The sequence below is a fragment of the Streptomyces sp. ALI-76-A genome (genome assembly GCF_030287445.1).
Taxonomy (GTDB): Bacteria; Actinomycetota; Actinomycetes; order Streptomycetales; family Streptomycetaceae; genus Streptomyces.
This window is the reverse complement of record NZ_JASVWB010000004.1, coordinates 665961-690070: the sequence shown is the minus strand read 5'-3', so window position 1 is coordinate 690070 and position 24110 is coordinate 665961. Positions and strand designations below refer to the sequence as shown.

The window sequence follows — 24110 nt, the reverse complement described above, 5'->3', positions numbered from 1 at the left end:
GTGGGTCAGCGATGCAACAAGGGAACGCTGCTACGGGTACCGGTCGCCGGCGCCGGCACGGCCGGTCCCATCCGCCTGGTCGCGGGCGGCCGGCCCGACATCGACGACCTCAGCTTCCTGCCCCCGGCCCGATGTGGTCTTCGCGGCCCAGAACGGCTCCTCCTCGAAACAATGGTCCGGAAGGGATCGTGGTGCTCTACCCAAGCGGCACGTACAAGCCCGTACGGATCAGCGCGGACGGTCTCGCCTCACCCTCCGCCACCGCCGTTCCGGGTGGTCGGCTGTCCATCACAAGCCGGCGAGGCGGCCGACTGACGCGCGCCGACGGAGCACATCCCTCAGGCACACCGGCAATCCGTGAGACCATGCGGACATACCGACCCGTCGGAGCCGGTGTCGCCGGGGATTGTCAGGCGGTGTGGGTGGGGTAGTCGGTGTAGCCGGCCTCGCCGCCGCCGTAGAAGGTGGCTGGGTCGGGGGTGTTCAGGGGTGCGCCGGTGCGTACGCGCTCGACGAGGTCGGGGTTGGTGAGTGCCATCACACCGACGGTGACGATGTCGGCCACGCCGTCCTCGACGTCCTTCGCGCGGGTGGCGATGTCGGTGCCGGCCCGGTTGAGAACCAAGGCGCTCGGCCACAGCTTGCGGAGGGTGTGCAGGAGTTCGTCGTCGCCGCCGTGGCCGATGTGCAGGTAGGCGAGGTCGAGGGGGCGAGGGAGCGCACGAGTGCCGAGTACAGCTCGTAGGTGTCGCTCTCCGCGAGAGGGTTGGTTTCCCTGCCTCGTCGGCAGGGACCTATTTCCGCGACCGATCCCGCGGAGCCCCGTCGCAGCCGCCGTCCTGGCGTCGGGCCGACGACCGCGGAGGCCCAGCGAGCCGTGCGCGCGGCCGGCTACCCGCATCCCCTGCGCATTGCGTCCTGAGGGTGTCAGCCGGCGCGCTTCACGTGGCGGACCAGCCACATCAGCAGGGCGTCCAGGTCGGCGGCGGCCAGGAGGACCCGGTCGACCACCTCCGGGGTGTGCAGCCACTCCCCGCAGCCGAGGGGACGGAAGGCGATCAGCGAACGGTGACGCAGCAGGTTCGTACGGGAGTGGTCCGTCGGATAGCCGCGCGGGGGGCGTTTCATCACGTCCCCGGTGATGTCGTAGCCCTTCCTCCGCACCTCCTCGACGATGGCGGACAGTTCGCGGCCGCTCCCCTCGGAGGCCACGGCTTTGCGGAACATGTCCACCTGGCCCGGGTCGGGGTACCACCAGGCGCCCTGGATCCGCAGGCCGTCCAGGTCGAACCGGAGACCGATCTCGATCTTGCGGCCGAGCCGGATCACCGCGCCCTGGTGCTGCCACCACCAGGAGTCGGTGCGGTAGTGCCAGACGGAGAAGTCCTCGTACCGGGGGTCGGTGTCGGCGACCGCGTTCAGCAGGGCGATCATCGGCTGCCGGACCAGGCGTTCGCGGTCCGCGCGGTGACGCTCGCGAGTCGCGTGCGTCGGTTCGCCCTGGAGCTGCCACAACACGTCCATGGCCTGCTCCGGCCAGCCGGTGAACTGTCCGCGCATGCGCGCAGGATAGCTCAGCCCTGATGCACGTGTGAGGAGAGTGAGAGGGGCAGGAAGGCGCAGCCCCGGACGTGGTGAAAGGCTGCGGCGGGGCTCGCCGGCCAGTGCGATGTGCTGTGCGCGGTGGGCGAGTTGGTCTCACAACACGGAGAGCGGGAGCCGGGCGAGCGGGGCCGGGACGGACCGGGCGGCGACAGGTGCGTTGCCGCGAGCCGTACCCGCAGATCGGCTGTCTCCTGGAGCATGACGTGTACCTGGACGGCGGGCGCGGACCGCGGCTCGTGCCCTCCTATGTGTCAGGGCGGCTCCTTCCGCCACGGCAGCCCCATCACGCCGCGGGACCACTCCCTCTTGCCCGTGCCGGTGCGTCCGGTGAGCCGCGGCACTGGTTCCCTGCGGCCGCGACGGAGCGCCACCCGCCGTGACCGGATTCCCCGCCACGCGGGGATGTGGGTGGTTCGGGTCAGCCGAGGCGGATGACGCTCGTGACCCTCTGGACGGGGGCCATGTCCCGCAGGGCGCAGACCGCCGCGGACAGGGTGGCGTGGGTGGCGGGGTGCGTGGACAGGGCCAGCGAGAAGCGTCCGTCCCGGCGCTGTTGGGAGAGGGACGCCACGGACACGCCGTACCGGCTGAGGACCGTGGCCGTCTCGGCGAGGACGTCGGCCTGACCGTTCGTGTCGAGGTCCGGGCCGAGGTCGAGGCTGAGGTGGTACCGGCTGACGACCTCCGCCATGGGACGCACGGCCGGCCTGTCCCGCGCCGCGTCACCGGGCCCGGTGACCCCGGCCAGCTTGTTGCGGCAGACGGTGACCAGGTCGCCCAGCACGGCGCTGGCGGTGGGTGCTCCGCCCGCTCCCGGGCCGTGGAACGTCAGCTCCCCTGCCGCGTCGGCCTCCACCATGACGGCGTTGTAGGCGCCGCGCACGGAGGCGAGCGGGTGGTCGGACCGGATCATCGCCGGGTGCACGCGGGCGTTGACGGACAGGCCATCGGCGCCGCGCTCGCAGACGGCGACGAGTTTCATCACACAGCCCGCGGCCTTGGCGTCGTCGATGTCGGCCGCGGTGATCGCCGTGATGCCCTCGCGGTGCACCGCGTCGACAGGTACTCGGGCGCCGAAGGCGAAACCGGCGAGGATGGCGGCCTTGGCGGCGGCGTCGTACCCCTCGACGTCGGCGGTGGGGTCGGCCTCCGCATAACCGAGAGCCGTCGCCTCCTTCAACGCCCGGGGGTAGTCCCAACCGGCGGAGTGCATCTTGTCGAGGATGAAGTTGGTGGTGCCGTTGAGGATGCCCATCACCCGGTTGACCCTGTCCCCGGCGAGGGACTCGCGCAACGGCCGCAGCAGCGGGACGGCGCCGGCCACCGCGGCCTCGTAGTACAGGTCCACGCCCCGTGCCGCCGCGGCGGCGTGCAACTCGGCGCCCTCCGCGGCGATCAGCGCCTTGTTCGCGCTGACCACGGACGCTCCGTGCGCGAACGCGGCCGTGATGAGGCCGCGGGCGGGATCGGTCCCGCCGATGACCTCGATGACGACGTCGATGTCGCCTCGCCGTACCAGCGCGTCGGCGTCGGTGGTGACGAGCCGGTCCGGGACACCGGGGCGCGCCAAACCGGTTCTGCGGACGGCGATCCCGGCCAGCTCCACCGGGGCACCGATGCGGCCGGCGAGTTCGGCGGCATGCCCCGTCAGGTGGCGGGCGACCTCACCGCCGACTGTTCCGCAGCCCAGCAGCGCTACCTTCAGTGTGCGCATATCCGACTACTCCACTCCAGAGCCGATGTGTGTGCGAGGGGGCCGGTGAGGGGCCGGCCGGCGCGGCGGTCCCGCACCGGGCCCGGCCACAGGGACGAGAGGGAACTACGCGGTGATGAGTGCGGCGATCGTCCGCACCCGAGAGTCCTCGAGGATCGTCTTGAGCCGCAACCGGACGCCGGTGCGGCGATGGATCTCGTTGATCAGCCGGCTGGCGAGCAGGGAGTCGCCGCCCAGCTCGAAGAAGGCCTGCTCGACGTCGACCGAGGAGACCCCCAACCCCAGTATCTGGCCGAACAGTTCCGCCACCAGGCGTTCCTCGGGGGTGGACGGCTCCCGGCCTGCCCGCATCACCGGCGCCGGCGGCTTGGGCAGCGCCTTGCGGTCCAGCTTCTCGTTCGGCGTCAGCGGCAGCTCGTCGAGAACGACGAACGCGCCGGGCACCATGTAGTCGGGTAGTGCCGCCTCGGCCTGAGCCCGCAAGGTGCCCACGTCCGGGGTGGTACCGGCGACCGGCACGACGTACGCCACCAGCCGCTGATCGCCGAGCGTGTCCTCGCGTACGAGACAGACGGCCTGGCTGAGCCGGCCGTCCCGCAGCAGTACGGACTCGATCTCCCCGAGCTCGACCCGGAAACCGCGGATCTTCACCTGGTGATCGAGGCGTCCGAAGAACTCGATGACACCGTCGGCACGCCAGCGGGCGGCGTCCCCGGAGCGGTACATGCGGGCCCCCGGTTCGCCGAACGGGTCGTCGACGAAGCGGTCGGCCGTCAGTTCGGGCTGCCCCAGATAGCCCTCGGCGAGTTGCACGCCGGCGATGTACAGCTCGCCGATCACCCCGGACGGCAGCATGCGGCGCTGCTCGTCGAGGATGTACAGCCTCGTGTTCCACACCGGGCGCCCGATCAGCACGGGGCCCGGCTCCGGGTTCTTCGGGCACAGCATCGACGAGACGTCCACGGCCGCCTCGGTGGGTCCGTACACGTTGAACAGGTCGGCCTCCAGCACGGAGGCGAACCACGCCTGCAACTCGGCGGGCAGCGCCTCGCCACCGCACACGACACGGCGCAGGCTGACACACTTGCCCGCGTCGGGTTCCTGGAGGAAGACCTTCAGCCCGGAGGGTACGAAGTGGGCGATGGTGATGTTCTCGGCGACGATCGTCTCCACCAGGTAGGCCGGGTCGCGGTGGCCGTCGGGATCGGCGACCACGATCGACGCCCCCGCCAGCAGCGGCCAGAAGACCTCGCGCACCGTCACGTCGAAGCCGGCGGGCGTCTTCTGCAGCAGCCGGTCGTCCGGCCCCAGGGGAATCTGGTGCTGCATGTGGTGCAGCCGGTTGGTGATCGCCCGGTGGGCGACCACCACCCCCTTGGGGCGCCCGGTGGAGCCCGAGGTGTACAGCACGTAGGCGGGAGTGTCCGGTGTCAGCGGGGCCCGCCGGTCGGCGTCGGTGGGGCTGCTCGGGTCGGTGTCGGCCAGCAGGGTCCGGGTGTCCTCCGCGTCCAGCACGACCGGCGCCGTGCCCGTCACCTGGAGCGGGTCCGACAGTGCGGCGACGGTCACCACGTGCGCGGCACCGGCGTCGGACAGCACCTGGAGGATGCGCCGCGTCGGGTAGCTCGTGTCCACGGGGAGGTAGGCCGCGCCCGTCTTGACGATGGCCAGCGCGGTGACGACGTAGTCGATCGAACGGGGCAGCACCATGGCCACGATGTCCCCGGCGCCCGCGCCACGGCCGATGAGCAGCCGGGCGAGCCGGTTCGCCCGCGCGTCCAACTCCGCGTAGCTCAGGCGCTCGTCGTGGTGGCTGACGGCCGGCCGGTCCGGATGTGCGGCCACGTTCGCCTCCACCAGCTCCGGCAGCGTGAGCCGCGGCACCTCGTGAGCGGTGGCGTTCCACTCATGCATGATCCGGTGGTACTCCGCCGGGGTGAGCAGGTCCGCCTCGCCCACCTGGGCGGCCGCGCCGGCCGCGAACAGGCGTCGGGTGAAGTGGCCGATCCGCTCGGTGTGTGCGGCCAGCTGCCCGGCGGTGAATCGGCCGGGCTCACCCGTGGCCTCGGCCCGCAGCGCCCCGTCGCGATGGTCGAACGTGAGAGCCAGACCGTCGACGGGTGCCGCGGCGTCCAGGCAGGTGATGTGCGGGGCTCTCGCGGGCTGCGGCTCTTCGTCCCGCGTGGCCCGGGACCGGGACCGACGTACCTCGGCCACCAGCTCGGAAACGGTGGTCGAAGGCTCGACGGTCAGCCTCACGGGCACGGTGTTCACGGCGAGTGCGATGTCACGGGCCGCGGTCATCCGGTGCTGATAGGCCGCCGCGGCGGCGACCGCCAGATCGGTCCAGTCGGGCGACGTGACCTTGAGGAGGTCCCCGGTGGGGACGCGGAGGTCCCGGGTGGCGGACAAGGGGGTCTCGGGGGGCGTGAGGCCGTTCCCGTCGGGGGCTTCGCGGGGTGTTTCCGCCTCCAGCACGTCCGTGTGGTTCCGTTCCGTCGGTGTCTGCTGCATCGGTGTCCGATCCGTCGCGGTCATGCCCCACGCTCCTGGAGGAAGCGGTGCGCGGCTTCGGCCACCTCCTGGTTGCTCAGCAGTTCCCCCGTGCTGATGGGGAAGCTCTTCTCCCACCGGGCGTGCGCGGCACCGGGACTCGACTGCGCCGAGGTCAGCGCGCCGGCCGCGGCCCAGCCCTCCTCCGGGCTCAGCTGCCGGGCGGCGAACAGGTAGGAGACGTACGAGCGGAAGAGCCCCCGCAGATCCTCGCTCGCCTCGTCGTCCAGACCCAGACGATCGAAGACGACGCCCACGGCGGTCTCGTACACCTTGATCACCCGCGTGCAGACCGCGTGCGCGTCGTTCGACTCCGCCTCGCACAGGGTCCGCACCTCCGCGGCGTGGCCGGCGCGTTCCTCCTCGGACAACAGTGACATGCCGTCGACCGCCTTCTTGAAGTCGCGGTAGAGGGACAGCTGATCCACCGGCTCCGGATCGAAGAGCAGAAGTGCGGGCCGGGTGCCCTGCTTCTCGGCGATCTCGTCGGCCAGTACCGAGGCGAAGACACCGCCCACGCAGTAACCCATCACGGTGTCCACCTGGCCGTCGACGCCCTCGGGCAGCTCCCTCCACCACCGCAGGTACGTCTCGGCGGACAGCAACTCCCGCTCCGCGGTGTCCGGTTGGACGCTCTGCCAGATCTCCCTGCTCGGCTTCACCAGCTGGGCGAACTGACGGAAGTCCGCCTCTGACCGTGCCGTCGATCCGAAGTCGACCGCGAGGATCACTCTCCTCGGGTCGCCCTCACTGATGCGCCGCCATGAACCCGCGCTCACCGAAGAACCCGTGCTCACCAAAGTCCACCTCTCCCTGTCGACGATGTGGGCCACTTCCCGTGGCCTGCCTCAGCGGACGCGGTCGGAGCCGGTCAGGCCCACCGCCCCGACGCGGTCAGCGCGGGCGCGCGGTGACGGATCCGTCTGACCCTCGACTCGGCATTCATTGGTTCGGCGTCCCACGGATGCCTCGGAGCCGTCTGTCACGGAGCGCCGTCCCCGGAAGTCCGGCGTCGTCCGAGCGTGCATCACCGACCGCGGGGAATCCACTCCCGCCGGAGCGCCGGGACGGATTCGCGGAGTTTCCCTAGAAGCGCTCCACAGACGGAGCCATTCGGTCTCCCCGGCTTTTCAGGGAAACACCTAAAGCTCTGTCACGGCCTCGCGTCCGCGCTTGATCGCCCCGCTCGCACGGGCGCATCGTGGAAGCGGATGCCGCGGGACCCTCCGTGGGGCCGTGCCGTCCCGCCCGCCGGCTTGTGCCGGCGCCGCTTCCCGTGGGCCTGGGCCACGCTCCGTTCCGGCCGGCCGGACCTCCCCGGCCGGGACAACACCACGTGCAACGCGAGGGGTTGTGTCATGTCACTCAACGAGGAGTCGACCCGTCAGAGCGACGATCGACCGCTGTCCGGGGCCCAGGCGGGGCTCTGGTACGCCGGACGACTGGTGTCCCACAGCGCCGCGTACAACACCGGTGAGGCGGTGGAGGTCCATGGCGCCCTCGACCTCGACGTGTTCGAAGCGGCCCTGCGCCGCACTGTCGGCGAGGCCGACACCTTCGCTCTGCGTTTCGTCGACACCGACGACGGTCCGCGGTGTCATCGGGCGCCGGACGCGGACGACTGGAACCTGCACCGGGTCGACGTCAGCGGCGAGAAGGACCCTCATGCCGCGGCGTGGGCGTGGATCGACGCGGACCTCGCGACCCCCGTGGACCTGGAGAAGGGCCCGCTGTTCGCGCACGCTCTGCTCACCCTCGCCCCCGATCACCACATCTGGCTGCTGAGGGCCCATCACATCCTGCTGGACGGCTACAGCTACAAACTCGTCGGGCGGCGCCTCGCCGACGTCTACAACGCCCTGGTCGCGGGAAAGGAGCCGGTCCCCAGCACCTTCGCCCCCGTGAGCCGCCTCCAGGGCGAGGAGAGCGCCTACCTCTCCTCCGAGCGCTGTGCCCGTGACCGGGACCACTGGGTCCGACGGCTGGCCGGGCTGCCCGAGCCCGCGCGGCTCACCCGCCGCGCCGCCCCGCCGGCCGCCCGGTTCGTGCGGCGCCTCGCGGAACTGGAAGGCGAAGAGGCCGAGGTTCTGTCGGCCGCCGCGGCCCGGCTCGACGTCACCCGCACCGACCTGCTGACCGCCGCCGTCGTCGTCTACCTGCACCGGATGACCGGTGCCGACGACCTCCTGCTCGGCATGGCCACGATGAGCCGGTTCGGCAGTGCGGCCCTGCGCACTCCGGGCACCGCCTCCGACGTCCTGCCGCTGCGTGTGACGGCCACTCCCGACACGCACCTCGGTGCCGTGGTGCGGGCGGTCGCCGACGAACTCGAGGCGCTGCGGCGGCACCACCAGTACCGGGGTGAGTTCATCCGCCGCGACCTGAACCTGGTGGGCAGCGGACGCCGCCTGTACGGGCCCGTTTTGAACATGGTGCCGTTCACCGAGTCGATCGACTTCGGCGGCCACCCGGTCACCTGGCACCACCTGGCCGGCGGCGCCGTCGAGGACCTCCAGATCTCCGTCCGGCCCGGGACGACACCCGGCGGACTGTGGCTGGCCTTCGACGCCAACCCCGCCCGCTACGAGGAGGACGAACTCACCCTGCACCGCGACCGGTTCCTGACCCTGCTGCGACGGCTCGCGGACGCGGCGCCCGACACGGCCCTGGCGGACCTGGACCTGCTGCTGCCGGGCGAACACCCCCGTGAGGCCCCGGTGCGCGACTTCCCCGTCACCGGGACGCTCACCGGGCTGTTCGAGGAGCGGGCGGCGTCCGTCCCGGAGCGCACCGCCGTCACCTGCGGGGACGAGCACCTCACGTACGCCGAACTCAACATCGAGGCCAATCGACTGGCCCGGCTGCTGGCCGAACGCGGCGCGGGACCGGGCCGGGTGGTCGCGCTGGCCCTGGACGGTGGCTCCCGGCTGCTGCCGACGCTGCTGGCCGTGCTGAAGACCGGCGCCGCCTGCCTGCCGCTGGACCCCGGTCATCCGGCCGAGCGGCTGCGGCCGATCGTCGAGGGCACGGACCCGGTGGTCCTTGTCACCCGGCGGGCCCACGCCCACCTTGCGGAGAGGGCACCGGCCGCCACCACTGTCCTGCTGGACGATCCGGAGGTCACGGCGGACCTCGCCGACCGTTCCGGCGACGACCTCACCGACGCCGACCGGCACGGTCCGACGAGCCCGGCCGACACCGCGTACGTCATTCACGCCCCCGACTCCACCGGCCGCCCCGAGGGTGTGCCCGTGACGCACGCCAACGTCGTCCGCCTGTTCGCCGCCGTGGCCGAGCACTTCGGCTTCGGCGCGGACGACGTGTGGACGCTGTCCCACTCCCGCGCCCTCGACTTCTCGCTCTGGGAGACCTGGGGCGCCCTGCTGCACGGTGGCCGGATCGTCGTCGTCCCGGACGCCGTCAGCCGCTCGCCGAGGGACTTCCTGGAGCTGCTGCACCGGGAGGGCGTCACCGTCCTCAGCCAGACGCCGTCCGCGTTCGAGCAACTGATCCACGCCGACCTCGAACGGAACGGGGACACCGGGGCGTTGCGCCATGTCGTCCTCGGCGGCGAGGCCCTGAACCCGGCACGCCTGCGTCCCTGGGCCGAACGGCACGGACTGGACCGCCCGGCACTGGTGCACATGTACGGCTTCCCCGAGACGACCGGATTCGTCACCCACCACCGCATCACCTCGCTGGATCCGGCGGAGCCCCATGAGGGCAGCGTGATCGGGTCTCCGCTGGCCGATCTGCGCGTGCACCTGCTGGACCCCGGGGGGCGCCCGGTGCCGCCGGGGGCGACCGGCGAGATGTACGTCTCCGGCGCCGGCGTGACCGCCGGATACCTGAACCGGCCCGAACCCAGCGCCGAACGCTTCCCCGACGATCCCTTCGGCCTGCCCGGTGCCCGCATGTACCGCACGGGCGACCTGGCACGCCGCCGCTGTGACGGCACCCTCGAACTGCTGGGCCGGGCCGGCCGGCCGGGCCGGTCCAGCGGCCCCCGCTGCGACCTGCACGAGATCGAGGCGGCTCTCACCGCGCACCCGGGCGTCGTGCGGGCCGCCGTCCTCCAGCGGGACGGCGACGACGGCTCGCAACAGCTCGTCGCCTACACGGTCCCGGCCGGTGACGGACCGGCGAGCCCCGCCGACCTGCGCGCCCACGCCGCCGCCCACCTGCCCGGGCACCTGGTCCCGGCCGCCTGGGTGTCCGTGGACGCCCTGCCGCTGACCGCCGACGGCGACCTGGACACCGCCGTCCTGCCCTCACCCGAAGCCGCCCCGGCAGCGTCCCGCACACGACCGGGAACACCTCAACAGGCCCTGGTGTGCCGGTTGTTCGAAGAGGTCCTGCAACTCCCCCAGGACACCGTGGGCATCGACGCCGACTTCTTCGACCTGGGCGGCGACTCCCTGCTCGCCGCCCGGCTCCTGGCCCGGCTGCGTCAGGAGAGCGGCGTCAAGGTGTCCCTCACCACGCTCTTCGAGAAGCCGACCGTCGCTGTCGTCGCCCGGCTCCTGGCCGAACTGTCCGACACCACGTCCGCCCGCCCGGTCCTCGGCCTCCTCGACCGGCCGGCGCGCGTCCCGCTGTCCTTCGCCCAGGAACGCATGTGGTTCCTCAACCGCCTCGACGACTCGGCAGCCACCTACAACATCCCGGTGGAGGTACCGCTCGGCCCCGACGTGGACAGCGAGGCGTTGCGCGCGGCCCTCGGTGACCTGACCGACCGCCACGAAAGCCTGCGGACGGTCCTCGCCGAGCAGGACGGCCGCCTCCACCAGCGCATCCTGCCGCCCGGCGCACTGCGCCCCCGCTGGCACCGCGTCGACTGCCCGGCCGACGAGATCGCCGCCCAGGTCACGGCGGCCCGCCGGCACCGCTTCGACCTGACCGCCGAAAGCCCCCTCGCCGCCTACCTGTTCGGACCCGAGGAAGAGCGGACCCTGCTGCTCGTGCTGCATCACAGCGCGGCCGACGGCTGGTCGATGCGCCCGTTCGCGGACGATCTGAGCACCGCGTACGCGGCCCGCCGCGCCGGCCGGGCACCTCGGTGGGCCCCGCCGCCGGTGCAGTACGCCGACTACGCGCTGTGGCAACGCGCCGTGCTGGCGCCCGAGCCGGCAGGTCCCGGCCGGCTGGAGCGGCTGACCGGTCACTGGCGCACCGCCCTGGACGGTCTGCCGGAGGAGTGCACCCTGCCGGGCGACCGGCCGCGTCCCCCCGTGCCGCGCGGTGCCGGCGCGCACGTCACCGTGCCGGTGGACCCCGGCCTCCACCGCGACCTGCTGCGTCTGGCCGACCGGGAGAACACCAGCCTGTTCATGGTGCTGCACGCCGCCGTCAGCGCCCTGCTCACTCGCTGCGGCGCGGGTGAGGACATCGTCCTGGGGACGCCGGTGGCGGGCCGCACCGAACCGGGCCTGGACGATGTGATCGGCCTGATCACCAACACCCTGGTGCTGCGGGCGGACACCTCCGGCGACCCCGCCTTCCGGGACCTGCTCGCCCGGCTGCGTACGGCCGACCTGGCCGCCCTGGACCACCAGGACCTGCCCTTCGACCGGCTGGTCGAGGAACTCAACCCGCCCCGCAAGGCCGGGCGGCACCCTCTGTTCCAGGTGATGCTGGCCCTGCAGAACAACGAACCCGCCGTACTCGAACTGGGCGGTCAGCGGGCCGAGTTGCGGCCGACCGCCACCGGCACCGCCAAGTTCGACCTCTTCGTGGACGTCTTCCAACGGCAGCGTGGCGAGGGAGCCCCGGACGGCCTGGACCTGCATGTCGAGTACGCCACGGACCTGTACGACGCCGGCACGGCCGAGGCGTTCGCCCGCGCCCTGCACGACGTGCTGCGCACGGTGTGCGCCGAACCCGGCTGCCGCGTCGGAGAGCTGCCCGCGCCACCGGAGCGCACGCCCGCCCCGGCCGCGGCCGATGCCGCGGAGCTGGAGGAGGTGGCACTGTCGGTGTCCGGCATCCGTGACGCCCGTGCCCTGCCCGGAGCCGACGGAGGCGCGTGCCTGTACGTGGCCGCGGGGCGGGCGGACGCGGTGGAGCGCGTGGAGGAGGCCATGGACCGTGCGGGACACGGCAGGGTCCGTGTCACGGCGGTCAACGCCCTGCCCCTCGACGAGCACGGTGCCCTCGACACCGAGTCGTTGCGCGTCCTGCCGGCGGTCGACCGGATCGCGGCCGATGCCTGGCAGCGGGATCTGACCGGGATCCCCGGGGTCACGACGGTCGAGGTGTCGGTGCAGGAGGTCCCCGAGGAACTCGGGCGCCGCCACGCGGGGCTGCCCGACCGAACGCCACAAGCCGCCTCGGCCGGCACCGGGAGCGCGGCCGAGACGTCCGGCGTCCCCGCGCTCAGTGAGGGGCCCGCGTTGGCGGAACCGTCCGTGTCCGGCTGGGCGCAGGCCCTGCGGCGCGCTGCCGAGCTGGACCGGGGCGACATCGTCCACGTCCATCCCGACGGCAGGGAGAACCGGCGCGGTTACGCCTCCCTGATCGCCGAGGCGTCACGGGTGCTGGCGGGTCTGCGGCGGGCGGGCTTGCGCCCCGGTGACCAGGTCGTCCTCCAGTGCGATGTGAGCGAGGACTTCCTCGCCGTGCTGTGGGGCTGCGTCCTGGGCGGTTTCGTCGCCGTGCCGCTGACCGTGCCGGCCTCCTACGACACCCCTTCGGCGGCGCTGACGAAACTGGAGGGCATCTGGCGGATGCTGGGCCGGCCCTGGATCGTGTGCTCCGCCGGCCGGGAGACCGGGCTGCGTGAGGTGGCCGCCCGGCAGGACTGGCCCGGGTTGCGGCTGACCACGGCCGACGCGTTGCGCGAGGCCCCGGAGGACCACGACTGGCACGCCGCCCGGCCGGACGACCTCATCCTGATGCTGATGACGTCCGGCAGCACGGGCCTGCCGAAGGCGGTGCGGCTGACCCACCGCAACGTGCTGACCCGCTCCGCCGCCACCGAGCAGATGAACGGGCTGGACGCCACCGATGTCTCACTGAACTGGATCCCGCTGGACCACGTCACCGGCGTGGTGATGTTCCACCTGCGGGACGTCTATCTGGGCTGCCGCCAGATCCACGCCCCGACCACCTGGATCCTCCAGGATCCGCTGCGCTGGATGGACCTGGCCGACCGGCACCGGGTCACCGTCACCTGGGCGCCCAACTTCGCCTTCGGACTGCTCGCCGAGGAGTCCCACCGCTTCGCGGACCGCGCCTGGGACCTGTCGCCGATGCGACTGGTGATGAACGCCGGTGAGGTCGTCGTGGCGTCGGCCGCCCGCCGCTTCCTGCACACCCTCGAGCCGTTCGGCCTGCCACAGGACGTGATGCACCCGGGCTGGGGCATGTCGGAGACCTGCTCGGTGGTCACCGACGCCGTCCTGCCCGGCGAACCCGTCGAGAACGAGGGCACGTTCGTCAGCTGCGGGCGGCCCTATCCGGGCTTCGCCATGCGGATCGTGGACGAGCAGGGCAACGTGCTGACCGAGGGCGAGGCGGGCCGGTTCCAGGTGCGGGGCACCTCGGTGACGGGCGGCTACCACGACAACCCGGGCGCCAACGCCGAGGCGTTCACCGACGACGGCTGGTTCGACACCGGCGACCTGGCGTTCCTGCGCGAGGGCGAGCTCTACATCACCGGCCGCGCCAAGGACGTCATCATCGTCAACGGGGTCAACCACTACAGCCACGAGATCGAAGCCTGTGTGGAGGAACTGCCGCACGTGGAGCGGAGTTTCACCGCCGCGGTCGCGGTGCGCTCCGATCCCTCCTCCCCCACCGACGAACTGGCCCTCTTCTTCCACCTCACCCCCGAGACCACCGCACAGGACACCGCCGGCGCCCTGCGGGAGATCGCCGGCAAGGTCACCCGGGAGATCGGCGTCAGCCCCGCCTTCCTGATCCCGGTCGAACCCGACGCCGTCCCCAAGACCGAGATCGGCAAGATCCAGCGGACCAAGCTGCGCAAGAACTTCGAGGCGGGCGCCTTCGACGACGAGGTCCGCCGGGCGCAGGTGCTGCTGGGCACCGCCGCCACCGTCCCCGACTGGTTCCTGCGCCCGGTCTGGCAGCGGGTGCGACGGCCGGACGCACCCGCCGCGTCCGCCGGTCGCCACACCCTCGTGCTGACCGGCGGCGACCCCTGGACGCGGCGGCTCGCCGACCGGCTCGCCGACGCCCTGCGATCCGGCGGCGGCCTGTGCACGGTGGTCACCGAGGGGACCTCGTACGCCCGGATCGACGCCGCCCGCTACCGGGTCAGGCCCGCTGCGGAGGCCGATCACCGTGAACTGCTCAGGCAGTCGGAGCGCGACCGGCGCCCGGTCGACGCCGTCCTCCACCTCGACGGGCCGCACGGCACCGGGACGCCGGAGAAGGCGCCGTACGACGAGGACGCCATGGGGCGTCTGCTCGCGCTCGTCCGCGCGCTGGCCGCCCGGCCCGGCCCGCAGCGTCCCGTCGACCTGCTCCACGTCACCATGGGCGCCCAGGCCGTGCACCCCGGGGAACATCCCGTACCGGCGCACGCCATGGCCGGCGCGGTGCTGAAGTCGCTGCGGGAGGAGTTCGGCTGGCTGCGCGCCGCGCACCTCGACCTCGCGGCGGACGCCGGTGAGGACCCGCTGCCCGTCCTGGCGGCCGAGGCGACGGTCGCCGCGGACGGCGCGGAAGTGGCCTACCGCGGCGGACACCGCTACGAGCGCCGCCTGGCACCCCTGCCCGACACACCGTCCCGCGTCCAGGCGCCGGAACGCGACGGCTTCACCCTGATCACCGGCGGACTGGGCGGCGTCGGCAGCGAGGTCGCGGCCCATCTGCTGCGCACGCCCGGCACCCGAGTGCTGATCCTGGGCCGCACACCTCACGCCGAACTCGAGTCCACGGCAGGCCAATCGGGCCGCGCGGAGGCCCTGCGGCGACTGCGCGAGCTGGGCGAGGTCCGCTACGCCCGCGCCGACGTCACCGACGAACGCCAGGTACGGGCCGCGCTCGACACGGCCACCGAGGCGTGGGGCGTGCCCCTTGTGTCGGTGCTGCACCTGGCCGGGACCCTCGTCGAAAGCCCCGTGGGCGACCTGGACACCGATGCCTGGCGCCAGGCCCTGGAGGCCAAGGTGCGCGGTGCGTGGGTCCTGCACCGTGTCTGTGCCGACCACCCGGTGGCCTCCTTCACCATGTTCTCCTCGGTGAACGGCTACTTCGGCGGCGCCATGAACGCCGCCTACGCCGCCGCCAACGCCTACCTGGACGCTCTCGCGCTGCACCGCCGAAGCCTGGGTCTGCCCGCGCAGTCCCTGGCCTGGAGCATGTGGCGCGAGCACGGCATGAGCCGCGGCTACCGGCTCACGGCCCTGACCGAGGCCCGCGGTTACCGGCTGCTCGACGCCCCGGCCGCACTGCGCTCGTTCGACCTGGCCCGCACCCTGGACGAACCGCACCTGCTGATCGGCGCCGACCGCACCGCCCCCTGGGTCCGCAGCCACGTGGTGGCCCCGGTCCGCCAGCTGCGCCGTCTGACCGCGCGCGTCGGACTGGAAGACGGCGCCGACCTGGGCGCTCTCCACCACGCGGCGGCCGACAGTGCCCGCAGGGCCGGCGTGGCGGACCACTGGGTGCTGCGTTCGGCCGGCACTGCCCGGCACCGGGGACGGACGGCGGACGGGGGCGAGGACGTACGGCGGCTGGAGAACCGGCTGGCCGAGGTGTGGTGCGGCGTCCTGGGCCGCGACCAGGTCGGCCGTACCGACAACTTCTTCGACCTGGGCGGCAACTCCCTGCTCCTGGTCACCGCCCAGTCCGCCGTCAACAGCGCCTTCGGCACCGACCTGTCGGTCGTCGACCTGTTCGCGCACCCCACGGTGCGCGACCTCGCCCGCCACCTGGCGACCCGCACGGATCCCCGGAGCACCGCTGTCGTCGCCGAAGGCGACCCGGCGGCACCGCTGAGCACCGCACAGGGCGGGCCCAGCGACCTGGATCGCGCCAGAGAGCAGGCCCAGCGCCAACGCGCGGCCCGCGCCCGGCGCTCGGCACGACACGGGAGGAACCGAGGCCATGGGTGACACGTCGCTGAAGGAACACCTCACCGGGCGCGCGTCTCGGGAGGAGGGTGCGGTGACTGTGCGGGACGGCTTCCTGGAGACCGCCACGGTCGCCGTGGCCGACTCGTTCTCGCTGTACCGGATCGCCGTGGGCCACACCCCGGACGCGGCGGCTGTGGGGAGAGCGGCACGGGCGGGGAAGATCCGCCTCTTCACGCCCGCCGTGGCGTTCGCGGTCGCGTGCGGCATGCGTACCTGCTGGGACGAGTGGTGCGACCAGAGCCACAAGGAGGGCACGGGATTCCCGGTCCAGAGGTTCCAGGAGCTCGGCGGGGTCGAGGTGGTCGACCTCACCGCCGCGGAGACAGTCGCAGCCGGACGGCTGTACGCCGGGTGCCTGGAACGCCGGATCACCGGAGCCGAGGTGCTGGCCGCCTGCCACTCCGCGTTGCTCGCGAAGGAGTGGAAGGCGCCTCTGGTGTCCGCGGTGAGAGCGTCGTACTGCTACTCGGCGCTCGACCGGACGGACCTGGAGTACGGCATCGAACTGCTTTGAGGTCCGGAGGCGAGGCCCGGCGCGGACCGCAGCCTGTGCCACGGCTTCGCCACGCTGCAGGCGGCCGGAGCCTTCCAGTGGAGCGCCGACATCGACGAGAGCTTCGAGTGGCTGATCGCCTTCGCCGACCGGGGCCTGCGCGCCCTGTGAGAACGCCGTGGCCCCGGCGGCGTTGGAGCGGGACGGGCGGCGAGCGGCGCTGATGCACGACGTGCGGCTTCATCCGGTCCATACGGGGCTGATGGCAGCGGCCGGCGCGGCCGGTCGTCCAGCTCACGGGTCCTCGGTGCGAGGGGGGCGGGCGCCGGCCCGGTGGGCCTCCCAGTCCGCCCGGCCGCCGGCGCCCAGGACTCCGATGTCGGCGGCCAGCTCGGTCGGCGACAGGCGGCGCAGCTCCCGTCGGGTCAGGTAGGAGACGACGGCGGGGAACGCGGGTCTCAGCGGCTGGCACCAGCGCAGCCATGGCGGCGCGTAGATGTGGCGGGCGCGGCGGGTGATGCCGGTGGTCAGCCAGTCGGCGACCTGGTCGGCGCTGTGCACCGTGCGGGCGAAGCGGGGCTGGTTGCGTCGCAGGGCCGTGAGAACGGGATGGTCGTCGACGCCGGTGACCATGTCGGTTCCGGTCCAGTGCAGGTAGGCGATGCCCACGACGATCCCGTCCGGTGCCACCTCGCCGCGCAGGGCCTGGGCGAAGGATTCGACTCCGGACTTGGAGGCGCAGTAGGCGCTCATCATCGGAGCGGAGCCGAAGGCGGCGGTGGAGGCGATCTGGAGGAAGTAGCCGCGGGTGCGGGTGAGTTGGGGCAGGAAGGCTCTGGCGGTGTTGGCGGATCCGGTGAGGTTGACGTCCACGACCCGCTGCCACAGGTCGGCCGGGGTACGGGCGAAGGGGCCGCCGATGGCGATGCCCGCGTTGGCCACGACCACGCTCGCCGGCCCCAGCACGTCGCTGATCGTCCGGGCGGCGCGGTCGAGGGCCCCGGCATCGGTGACGTCGACCTCGACGCACACGCTCCGGTTGGGCAGGGAGGCCGCCGCCTGGCAGAGGGTCTCTTCCTCGCGCCCCACCAGCGCGACGAGCATCCCGGCGTCGGACAGGTGCCGTGCGAGGGCCTCACCCACTCCGCGCGCGGCACCGGTCACGACCGCGACCCGACCGCCGAGTGGCGAAACGGAAGCGGTACGGGACCGTCCGGTACCGGGGATGTCGCGCATACGCCCTCGTTCCTTTCCCTGCCACCGGCCCGTCGACGGCGGCCCCCTACCGACATACCCGGTGCGGCGCGGGTGATGGGTTCTCCGACCCGTTCGGCCCCCGACCCCGCCCACCCCGGGCAGAGGATCCGGAGCGGGTGCTTACGGTGGAACGGCAGTCGCCGTCCCACCGGTGCGGGCCGGTGCGGCGGGGGAACCGGGCCGCGGCCTACCTCGTCCTGGCCTTCAGCTGCTCCAGCGCCGGGATGAGCGTCCGCAGGTCGTCGCCGTCCACCGCCGTGTCCGCCAGGACGCGGACATCGTCCGGGGCGTTGAAGGCGATGCTGATGCCGACCGCGCCGAAGAGCTGGGCGTCGGCGAGGCATGCGCCGACGGCGGCGCAGCCGGCGAGGGGGACACCGAGTTCGTCGGCCCGTCGGACCGCGAACCTCCACTGGTCGGTGGCGTTCGCCGGGCGGGTCGCGCGGCCGGTGAAGTGGCCCTCACGGGTCTCCAGCGGCCGGCCCGAGTACGAGTGGAAGCCGAACCGGTCGGCCAGCCGCGCCACGATCGGCGTCCAGGTGAGGGACAGGGCGATCGGCACCAGTCCGTTTCGCCAGCACCAGTCGACGGTCTCCTGGACGCCGGGACGCAGCGCAAGCCCTTCCAGTTCGGTGTGCAGCGCGCTCTCGGACACTCCGGCCCAGCGCTCTGCGTCGGGAGCCGTGCCGTCCGGCTCGGTGGTGCTCTCCGACGCGCACAGTCCGAGACGCTCCTCTACGAGGCGAGTGAGGCCGCACCCTTCGCTCAGAACGCAGTCGACGGAGAAGAAGACGACGCCCAAGTGATCCGACATGAACACGGTTCAACTATGCCATCGTCGGCGCCTCCTGCGTGGGAATGTGCACCATCGCTCGGCAAAGCATGCACGGGATGAGGCAGCCCCTCAGGAGGTCAGGATGACGGCTTCCCGGGACCGGCTCCAGGTCTCCGGGACCGGCTCCAGGTCTAGGGATCTCCTGGTCGGACCGACGGGACGATGACAAGTGACCGGACACCGCGCCCACGTCCCTCTGGAGCATCACGTGAGCCCCGACCACATGGCCGTCGTCCTCACCGTCGTGCCCTCCGCCGTCCCGCTGGGTTCGGCGGCGGGCAGGCTGACGCGCCGCCGACCCGTCGTCACCAGTACGCACGCGGTGGGCGCGCCCGACGCCTGGTTCCCCGGCTGGCCCTGGTGGAGACCGCCCGCGCCGTCGCGAGCACGACCGCGGGGAACTGGTTCCACCCCCAGCGCGGCCTGACCGCCGGCCCCTCCCCGCCCAGACGCGCAAGGGCCCGGCTCCCCCGGGAGCCGGGCCCCGCACGCCGCTCAGGGGCGGTCGAGCGAGTGATCTCGGGGGTGCAGCCGTCGCACCCACTCGGGAGCGCGCAGGGCCTCGGCCGCCTCGCGGGGAACGCTGAGATGCACATCCCGGCTGTACTCGCCGTCCGGCGTCGGAGTGATCAGCACGGTCCACGGGATGGGGCTCGCCGGGTACTCGAACCAGAACGGCCGACCGGTCCCGAAGTCGATCGCGTACATCGGCAGCCGGCTGACGTTGTTCAGGGCGACCGTGCTCTCGAAGGCGTCCAGGGACATACGGGTGAGCACCCGGTTGAGCCGGCGCGCGTCCCGCTGCGCGTCGAGGAACGCCACCTCCTCGCGTATCCGGCGCGGGGTCACACGGACGAGGGCGTCGCGGACCACTGCGGCGGTGTGGGCCAAGGTCTCCTCCCGCAGCGCACGGGCCGGCAGGGCGGCCGTGGTGTTGGAGACCGCGTTGCCCGAGTACCCGTGCGGCAGGCTCTCCGACAGCGCGGCACGCAGACCGACCACGATGCCCAGCCGCTCGGTGGCCTCCGGTCCCCGGTCCCGCAACGCGCCCAGCACCCGCCACACATGGGCACCCAGGGCGTCACCGCTCGTGGCCCGCGCGTTGTCGCCTCCGGCACGTGCGGCCTCCCGCAGCGCGAGGACCTCCGCCGAGGAGAACCGGGTGGTCAGGGTCCGCACCCGGCGCGCACGCGCGTTGACCCGCCAGATGAAGCCGAACTTGGCCCGTCCGGTGACCACCACGTACTGGGGGTCCTGCGGCGCGGGCACCGTGCCCGCGGCGAGACCGTTCAGGACGGCGCGGTCATGCGGCGGCGCCACATGGTCCTGCCCCCTGTGCGTGCGCGACCAGTGCACCAGGAAATCCAGGAATCCCCGGCCGTCGGCCACGCTGTGGTTGACCGAGGCGCCGAGCACGGAACCACCGCCGCGCATGTGCGTCACCTTGACCGTCAGCAGCGGAGTGTCGTGCCCGACGACCCGGAAGGGGTTGACGGAGTGGAGGTACCGGCGCAGGTCGTCCCTGGCCGAGTGGCCGGGCCCGTAGTCCGGCATGGGCCGGTCGCAGTGGCTCTCGGTGAACACGGCGCCGGCGTCGTTACAGACGACGCTCAGGCCGCCGTCCGCGTCCCGTTCGAGACGCCCGGTGAACAGGGGGTAGTGCGCGAGGGTCCGGCGCAGGGACTCCCGCAGGGCCTCGGTGTCCAGCCGCTGCCGGTAGTAGAAGGTGCGGGACGTGGCGAAGGTGCCGTTCACCACGTCGTACACGCTCAGCCGGACACGTTCACCGCCCGCCCCTCCGGCACGCAGGAGCACGGTACGGTCGGCGTCGCCTACCGCGGGGCCGCTTTTCATGAGCGTCTCCAGGATGGGTCGGTCGGAGGGGACTGGCCGGGCACTCCAGCCTGACCGCCGCGGGGCGAGGAATTCCCTAGACCGGGCCGGCGGCGGCCCGCGCTTTTGGTGGATCCCTAGAGTTGCCCGGCAGCCCTGGCCCGCGCGGGTGCCCCCGTGCTGATCTGGGATCCCCCGATCGATCGATACGGGCGTGGGGACCCGCTTCGACTGCGAGCCGGCCGTACGTGTCGTCCCCACCGGCACACACAGGAGGCCATCAGCCGATGGGGTACGACAAGACCGAAATCCTGGATCTGGTTCGCGAATACCACCGCTCCGCCGTCTCCTCCGGGTTCGTGCCGGGGGTCACCCCGGTGCAGGCCTCCGGCGCCGTGCTCACCGAGGACGACCGCGTGGCGCTGGTCGAGGCGGCTCTCGACATGCGGATCGCCACAGGCGTCAGCTCACGCCGGCTGGAGCGGTCACTGGCGAAGTACTTCGGCCTGCGCAAGGCGCATCTGACCAACTCGGGGTCCTCGGCGAACCTGCTGGCGCTCAGCTCGCTGACCTCGCCGCAACTGGACGACCACCGTCTCAGGCCCGGCGACGAAGTGATCACGGTGGCCGCCGGCTTTCCCACGACGGTCAACCCGATCCTGCAGAACGGGCTGGTGCCGGTCTTCATCGACGTCGAACTGGGCACCTACAACGCCTCGTGGGAGCGAGTGGAGCAGGCGATCGGACCGCGCACCCGGGCGATCATGATGGCGCACGCGCTGGGCAACCCGTTCCAGGTCCGGGAGATCGCCCAACTGGCGCGGGACCGGGACCTGTTCCTGATCGAGGACAACTGCGACGCCCTGGGCAGCACCTACGAGGGACAGCTGACCGGCACCTTCGGCGACCTCGCCACCGAGAGCTTCTACCCCGCGCACCACATCACGATGGGCGAGGGCGGCTGTGTGCTGACCGACAACCTGGTCCTGGCCCGGATCGTGGAGTCGATGCGCGACTGGGGTCGCGACTGCTGGTGCGAACCGGGCGAGGACAACCGGTGCTTCAAGCGGTTCGAGCACCAGATGGGTTCACTCCCCCAGGGCTACGACCACAAGTACATCTTCTCCCACGTGGGCTACAACCTGAAGTCGACCGACGTGGCGGCGGCACTCGGACTGCAGCAGCTCAGCCGGGTCGAGGAGTTCGGGGCCGCCCGCCGGCGCAACTGGGCGAGGCTGCGGGAGGGCCTGGACGGGCTGCCGCACATCCTGCTGCCCGAGCCCACCAAGGGCAGCGATCCCAGCTGGTTCGGGTTCGCCATCACCGTCCACCCCGACGCGCCGTTCGCCCCCGGCGCGCTCATCGAGCACCTGGAGTCCAGCAAGGTCGCCACCCGACGCTTCTTCGCGGGCAACCTCACCCGTCATCCCGCCTACGAGGGGCGCCGGTTCCGGGTCAGCGGCCCCCTGACGAACAGTGACGTCACCACCGAGTGCACGTTCTGGATCGGCGTCTACCCGGGGCTCACCGACGAGATGCTCGACCACAGCATCAACACGGTGAGTGAATACGTGACGCTGCCGCACTGACTCCGGCCCCGCCCCCCACACACGACGTCCGCTGCCCCCGGCGCCGGTACCGGCGCCGGGGGCAGTACACGCGCGGACGGGACGGGGAGATCAGCCGGCGGCCGGCACCGCGGGGCGGCCCGCGGCCCAGGTCTCCAGCAGATCGGCGGCCCGGGCGGCGCCACCGGCCGTGCGGACCGCGTCCCGCATGCGGGCGAGCGCCGCGGGAGCCTCCGGATCGTCGAGCAGGCCGGCCACCGCCGCCGTGAGGCCGGGCGCGGTCAGCCCGGAGCGGGGCAGCGACCGGCCCACCCCGCACCGCTCCAACTGCTCCGCGCTCACGGCCAGTTCGTGGGCGCGAGGCAGGGCCACGACGGGGACGCCGTAGTACAGGGCTTCCATCAGGCTGCCCATGCCGGCGTGGCAGACGAAGACGTCGGCGTGCGGCAGCACCAGCGGGTGCGGCAGCCAGGGATGCGCCTCGACGTGTGCGGGCAGCGGTCCGAGAAGCTCCGGGTCGTTGCCGCGCCCGAGGGTCATCACCACATGCCAGTCGGCCGGGTCGAACGCCTCGGCGCACAGCCGGAAGAAGTCACCCCGGTCCCCCGCCTCTGTTCCCAGCGACACCAGCGCCAGACGTCGGCCGTCGGCGGGCGGGGCCCACCGGCCGGAATCCGGTGCCGGCTCGGTGAAGGTCGGGCCGACGAAGGCGAACCGGTCGTCGAAACCGTCGCCCTCGACCTGGAAGGCGCGGGGCAGGAACACGAGGTTGTGTTGATCCCACTCGGCCCCGTAGCGGCCCATCTCGTCGAGGCCGATGCCGTGCTCACCCATGAAGTCGACCATCACCTTGGCGCCCTCGGCGATCACCGGATGGTCGGCGCCCCACATCTGCGCACGCAGCGAGAACGACTCGTCGGCGGCATGGCTGGGGGACAACTGCACGGGGAGAGCGCCCAGTTCGCGGGCGAGGACCCGGGCGGCGGCGACCGTCTCGAAGTCGTACAGCACGACATCCGGCCGGTCGTCGGCGAACGCCTCCATGGCCCTGGGGAAGACGGTGCGCACGGTGTCCACGAGGAGGTTGTAGCCGTCCACGGCGAGCCGTTCCGGGTTGGGGTCGGCGGCGCGGTAGAACTCGCCGCGGGCGGAGGTGTAGGTGACGGCCCGGGCGCCGGTCTCCTCGACGGTGGCGGCGAACTTCTTGTCGACGACGTAGGTGACGCGGTGTCCGCGCCGGAGCAGCTCGCGGCTCACGCCCAGTGTGGGGGCGATGTGGCCGAAGTCCGCGAAGAGCAGCAGGGCGTAGTGCAGGACGGGTGCGGGGGTGCCGGACGGCATCAGCTCTCCAAGGGTCGGGCGGGCGGGCGGCGGCGGCCGGACGGGGTCAGCGGGCGGCCTCGCGGAGCGCCGCGTAGTGCGCCAGGCACTCCTCGTACCCCGCCAGGATCCCGGTGTCCCGGGCCTCTGCGACGGAGATGGCCGAGGAGTCCTTGGCCGACATCAGCGGCGCCTCCGACAGGCCCCAGGGCAGATCGAGTTCGGGGTCGAAGGGGTCGATGTCCACCTGGGTGCCGGGCACGAACTCGGTGGAGCACAGATACGACACACAGGTGTCGTCGGTGAGCGCCAGGAAGCCGTGGACCAGGCCCTCGGCGACGAACAGGGTCTCCCCCGACTCGGCGCACAGCTCGTTCACCTCGTGCACACCCCAGGTGGGCGACCCGACCCGCAGGTCGACGACGATGTCGAGCACCGCGCCCCGCACCACGCACACCACCTTGGCCTGGCCCGGCGGGAGCAGCGTCCCGTGCAGCCCGCGCAGGGTGTGGCGGCGCGAGACCGAGTAGTTGACCTGGGCCACGGACACGGGGCGGCCGATCTCCTCGGCCAGCCGGTCGTGCCGGAACGACTCGTAGAAGCTGCCGCGCGCGTCACGCAGGTGGCGGGGGGTGATGTGATACGCGTCCGGCACGGCCATCTCTCGAACCTTCATGGTGGCAACACCGTAGGCAATCCCGTTCGAGAACCGGTCCAGGACCAGCCGTGAACCGATCGGGTCGACGCAGCCTGGAGCGATCCTGGACCGGCGGATGCCAAGGTGGCCGCCGAGGCCCGCGCGTCCGCGTCGCGGGTGCGGGAGACCAAC

General features: G+C 72.4%; 14 protein-coding genes and 1 pseudogene. 5 read left to right on the top strand and 10 right to left on the bottom strand.

Annotated features, from left to right (window positions below):
* Positions 1-409 precede the first annotated feature (409 nt).
* From QQS16_RS39075 to QQS16_RS39055, 5 genes are all read right to left on the bottom strand, one after another.
* Positions 410-625: a hypothetical protein gene (locus tag QQS16_RS39075; RefSeq protein ID WP_286067348.1), complete on the bottom strand. Its 216-nt coding sequence runs from the start codon at positions 623-625 to the stop codon at positions 410-412.
* Positions 626-927: 302 nt separating this feature from the next.
* Entirely contained in the window at positions 928-1560 is a 633-nt protein-coding gene (locus tag QQS16_RS39070) for a DUF2461 family protein (protein WP_286067346.1), read from the bottom strand.
* 463 nt (positions 1561-2023) lie between these two features.
* On the bottom strand, positions 2024-3319 hold the full coding sequence (locus tag QQS16_RS39065; RefSeq protein WP_286067344.1) for a homoserine dehydrogenase: 1296 nt from the start codon (positions 3317-3319) through the stop codon (positions 2024-2026).
* A gap of 105 nt (positions 3320-3424) precedes the next feature.
* Positions 3425-5857: an amino acid adenylation domain-containing protein gene (locus tag QQS16_RS39060; RefSeq protein ID WP_286067342.1), complete on the bottom strand. Its 2433-nt coding sequence runs from the start codon at positions 5855-5857 to the stop codon at positions 3425-3427.
* Positions 5854-6669 carry an alpha/beta hydrolase family protein gene (locus tag QQS16_RS39055; RefSeq protein WP_286067339.1) on the bottom strand — a complete coding sequence of 272 codons (816 nt, stop codon included), beginning with the start codon at positions 6667-6669 and terminating at the stop codon, positions 5854-5856. Before QQS16_RS39055 ends, QQS16_RS39060 begins: the two co-directional genes overlap by 4 nt.
* Positions 6670-7230: 561 nt before the next feature.
* On the opposite strand from QQS16_RS39055, the gene QQS16_RS39050 reads away from it, so the two are divergent.
* The 3 genes and pseudogenes from QQS16_RS39050 to QQS16_RS39040 form a co-directional block, all read left to right on the top strand.
* The gene (locus tag QQS16_RS39050) at positions 7231-15954 is read left to right on the top strand and encodes a non-ribosomal peptide synthetase (RefSeq protein WP_286067338.1); all 8724 of its coding nucleotides are present in this window, start codon (positions 7231-7233) and stop codon (positions 15952-15954) included.
* Entirely contained in the window at positions 15947-16489 is a 543-nt protein-coding gene (locus tag QQS16_RS39045; protein WP_286067337.1) for a hypothetical protein, read from the top strand. Before QQS16_RS39050 ends, QQS16_RS39045 begins: the two co-directional genes overlap by 8 nt.
* Positions 16490-16516: 27 nt before the next feature.
* Positions 16517-16639, top strand: a pseudogene (locus QQS16_RS39040) (TetR-like C-terminal domain-containing protein); the annotation flags it as partial.
* Positions 16640-16762: 123 nt separating this feature from the next.
* Here QQS16_RS39040 and QQS16_RS39035 read toward each other — a convergent pair.
* Positions 16763-17704, bottom strand: a complete 942-nt coding sequence (locus QQS16_RS39035; protein ID WP_286067336.1) for an SDR family oxidoreductase — start codon at positions 17702-17704, stop codon at positions 16763-16765.
* A 208-nt stretch (positions 17705-17912) separates the two neighbouring features.
* The gene (locus QQS16_RS39030) at positions 17913-18545 is read right to left on the bottom strand and encodes an HAD family hydrolase (protein WP_286067335.1); all 633 of its coding nucleotides are present in this window, start codon (positions 18543-18545) and stop codon (positions 17913-17915) included.
* A gap of 223 nt (positions 18546-18768) precedes the next feature.
* Between QQS16_RS39030 and QQS16_RS39025 the strand changes: the two genes are divergently transcribed.
* The gene (locus tag QQS16_RS39025) at positions 18769-18987 is read left to right on the top strand and encodes a hypothetical protein (protein ID WP_286067334.1); all 219 of its coding nucleotides are present in this window, start codon (positions 18769-18771) and stop codon (positions 18985-18987) included.
* A 68-nt stretch (positions 18988-19055) separates the two neighbouring features.
* Here the strand turns inward: QQS16_RS39025 and QQS16_RS39020 are convergent, their stop codons facing one another.
* Entirely contained in the window at positions 19056-20414 is a 1359-nt protein-coding gene (locus tag QQS16_RS39020; protein ID WP_286067332.1) for an acyltransferase, read from the bottom strand.
* A gap of 266 nt (positions 20415-20680) precedes the next feature.
* Here QQS16_RS39020 and rfbH point away from each other — a divergent pair, with 266 nt between their 5' ends.
* Positions 20681-21982 (top strand): lipopolysaccharide biosynthesis protein RfbH, encoded by a 1302-nt coding sequence (rfbH, locus tag QQS16_RS39015; RefSeq protein ID WP_286067330.1) that lies wholly within the window; start codon positions 20681-20683, stop codon positions 21980-21982.
* A gap of 90 nt (positions 21983-22072) precedes the next feature.
* Here rfbH and QQS16_RS39010 read toward each other — a convergent pair whose 3' ends face one another.
* Positions 22073-23302, bottom strand: a complete 1230-nt coding sequence (locus QQS16_RS39010) for a macrolide family glycosyltransferase (RefSeq protein ID WP_286067329.1) — start codon at positions 23300-23302, stop codon at positions 22073-22075.
* 46 nt (positions 23303-23348) lie between these two features.
* Positions 23349-23957: a dTDP-4-dehydrorhamnose 3,5-epimerase family protein gene (locus tag QQS16_RS39005; protein WP_286067328.1), complete on the bottom strand. Its 609-nt coding sequence runs from the start codon at positions 23955-23957 to the stop codon at positions 23349-23351.
* Positions 23958-24110 lie beyond the last annotated feature (153 nt).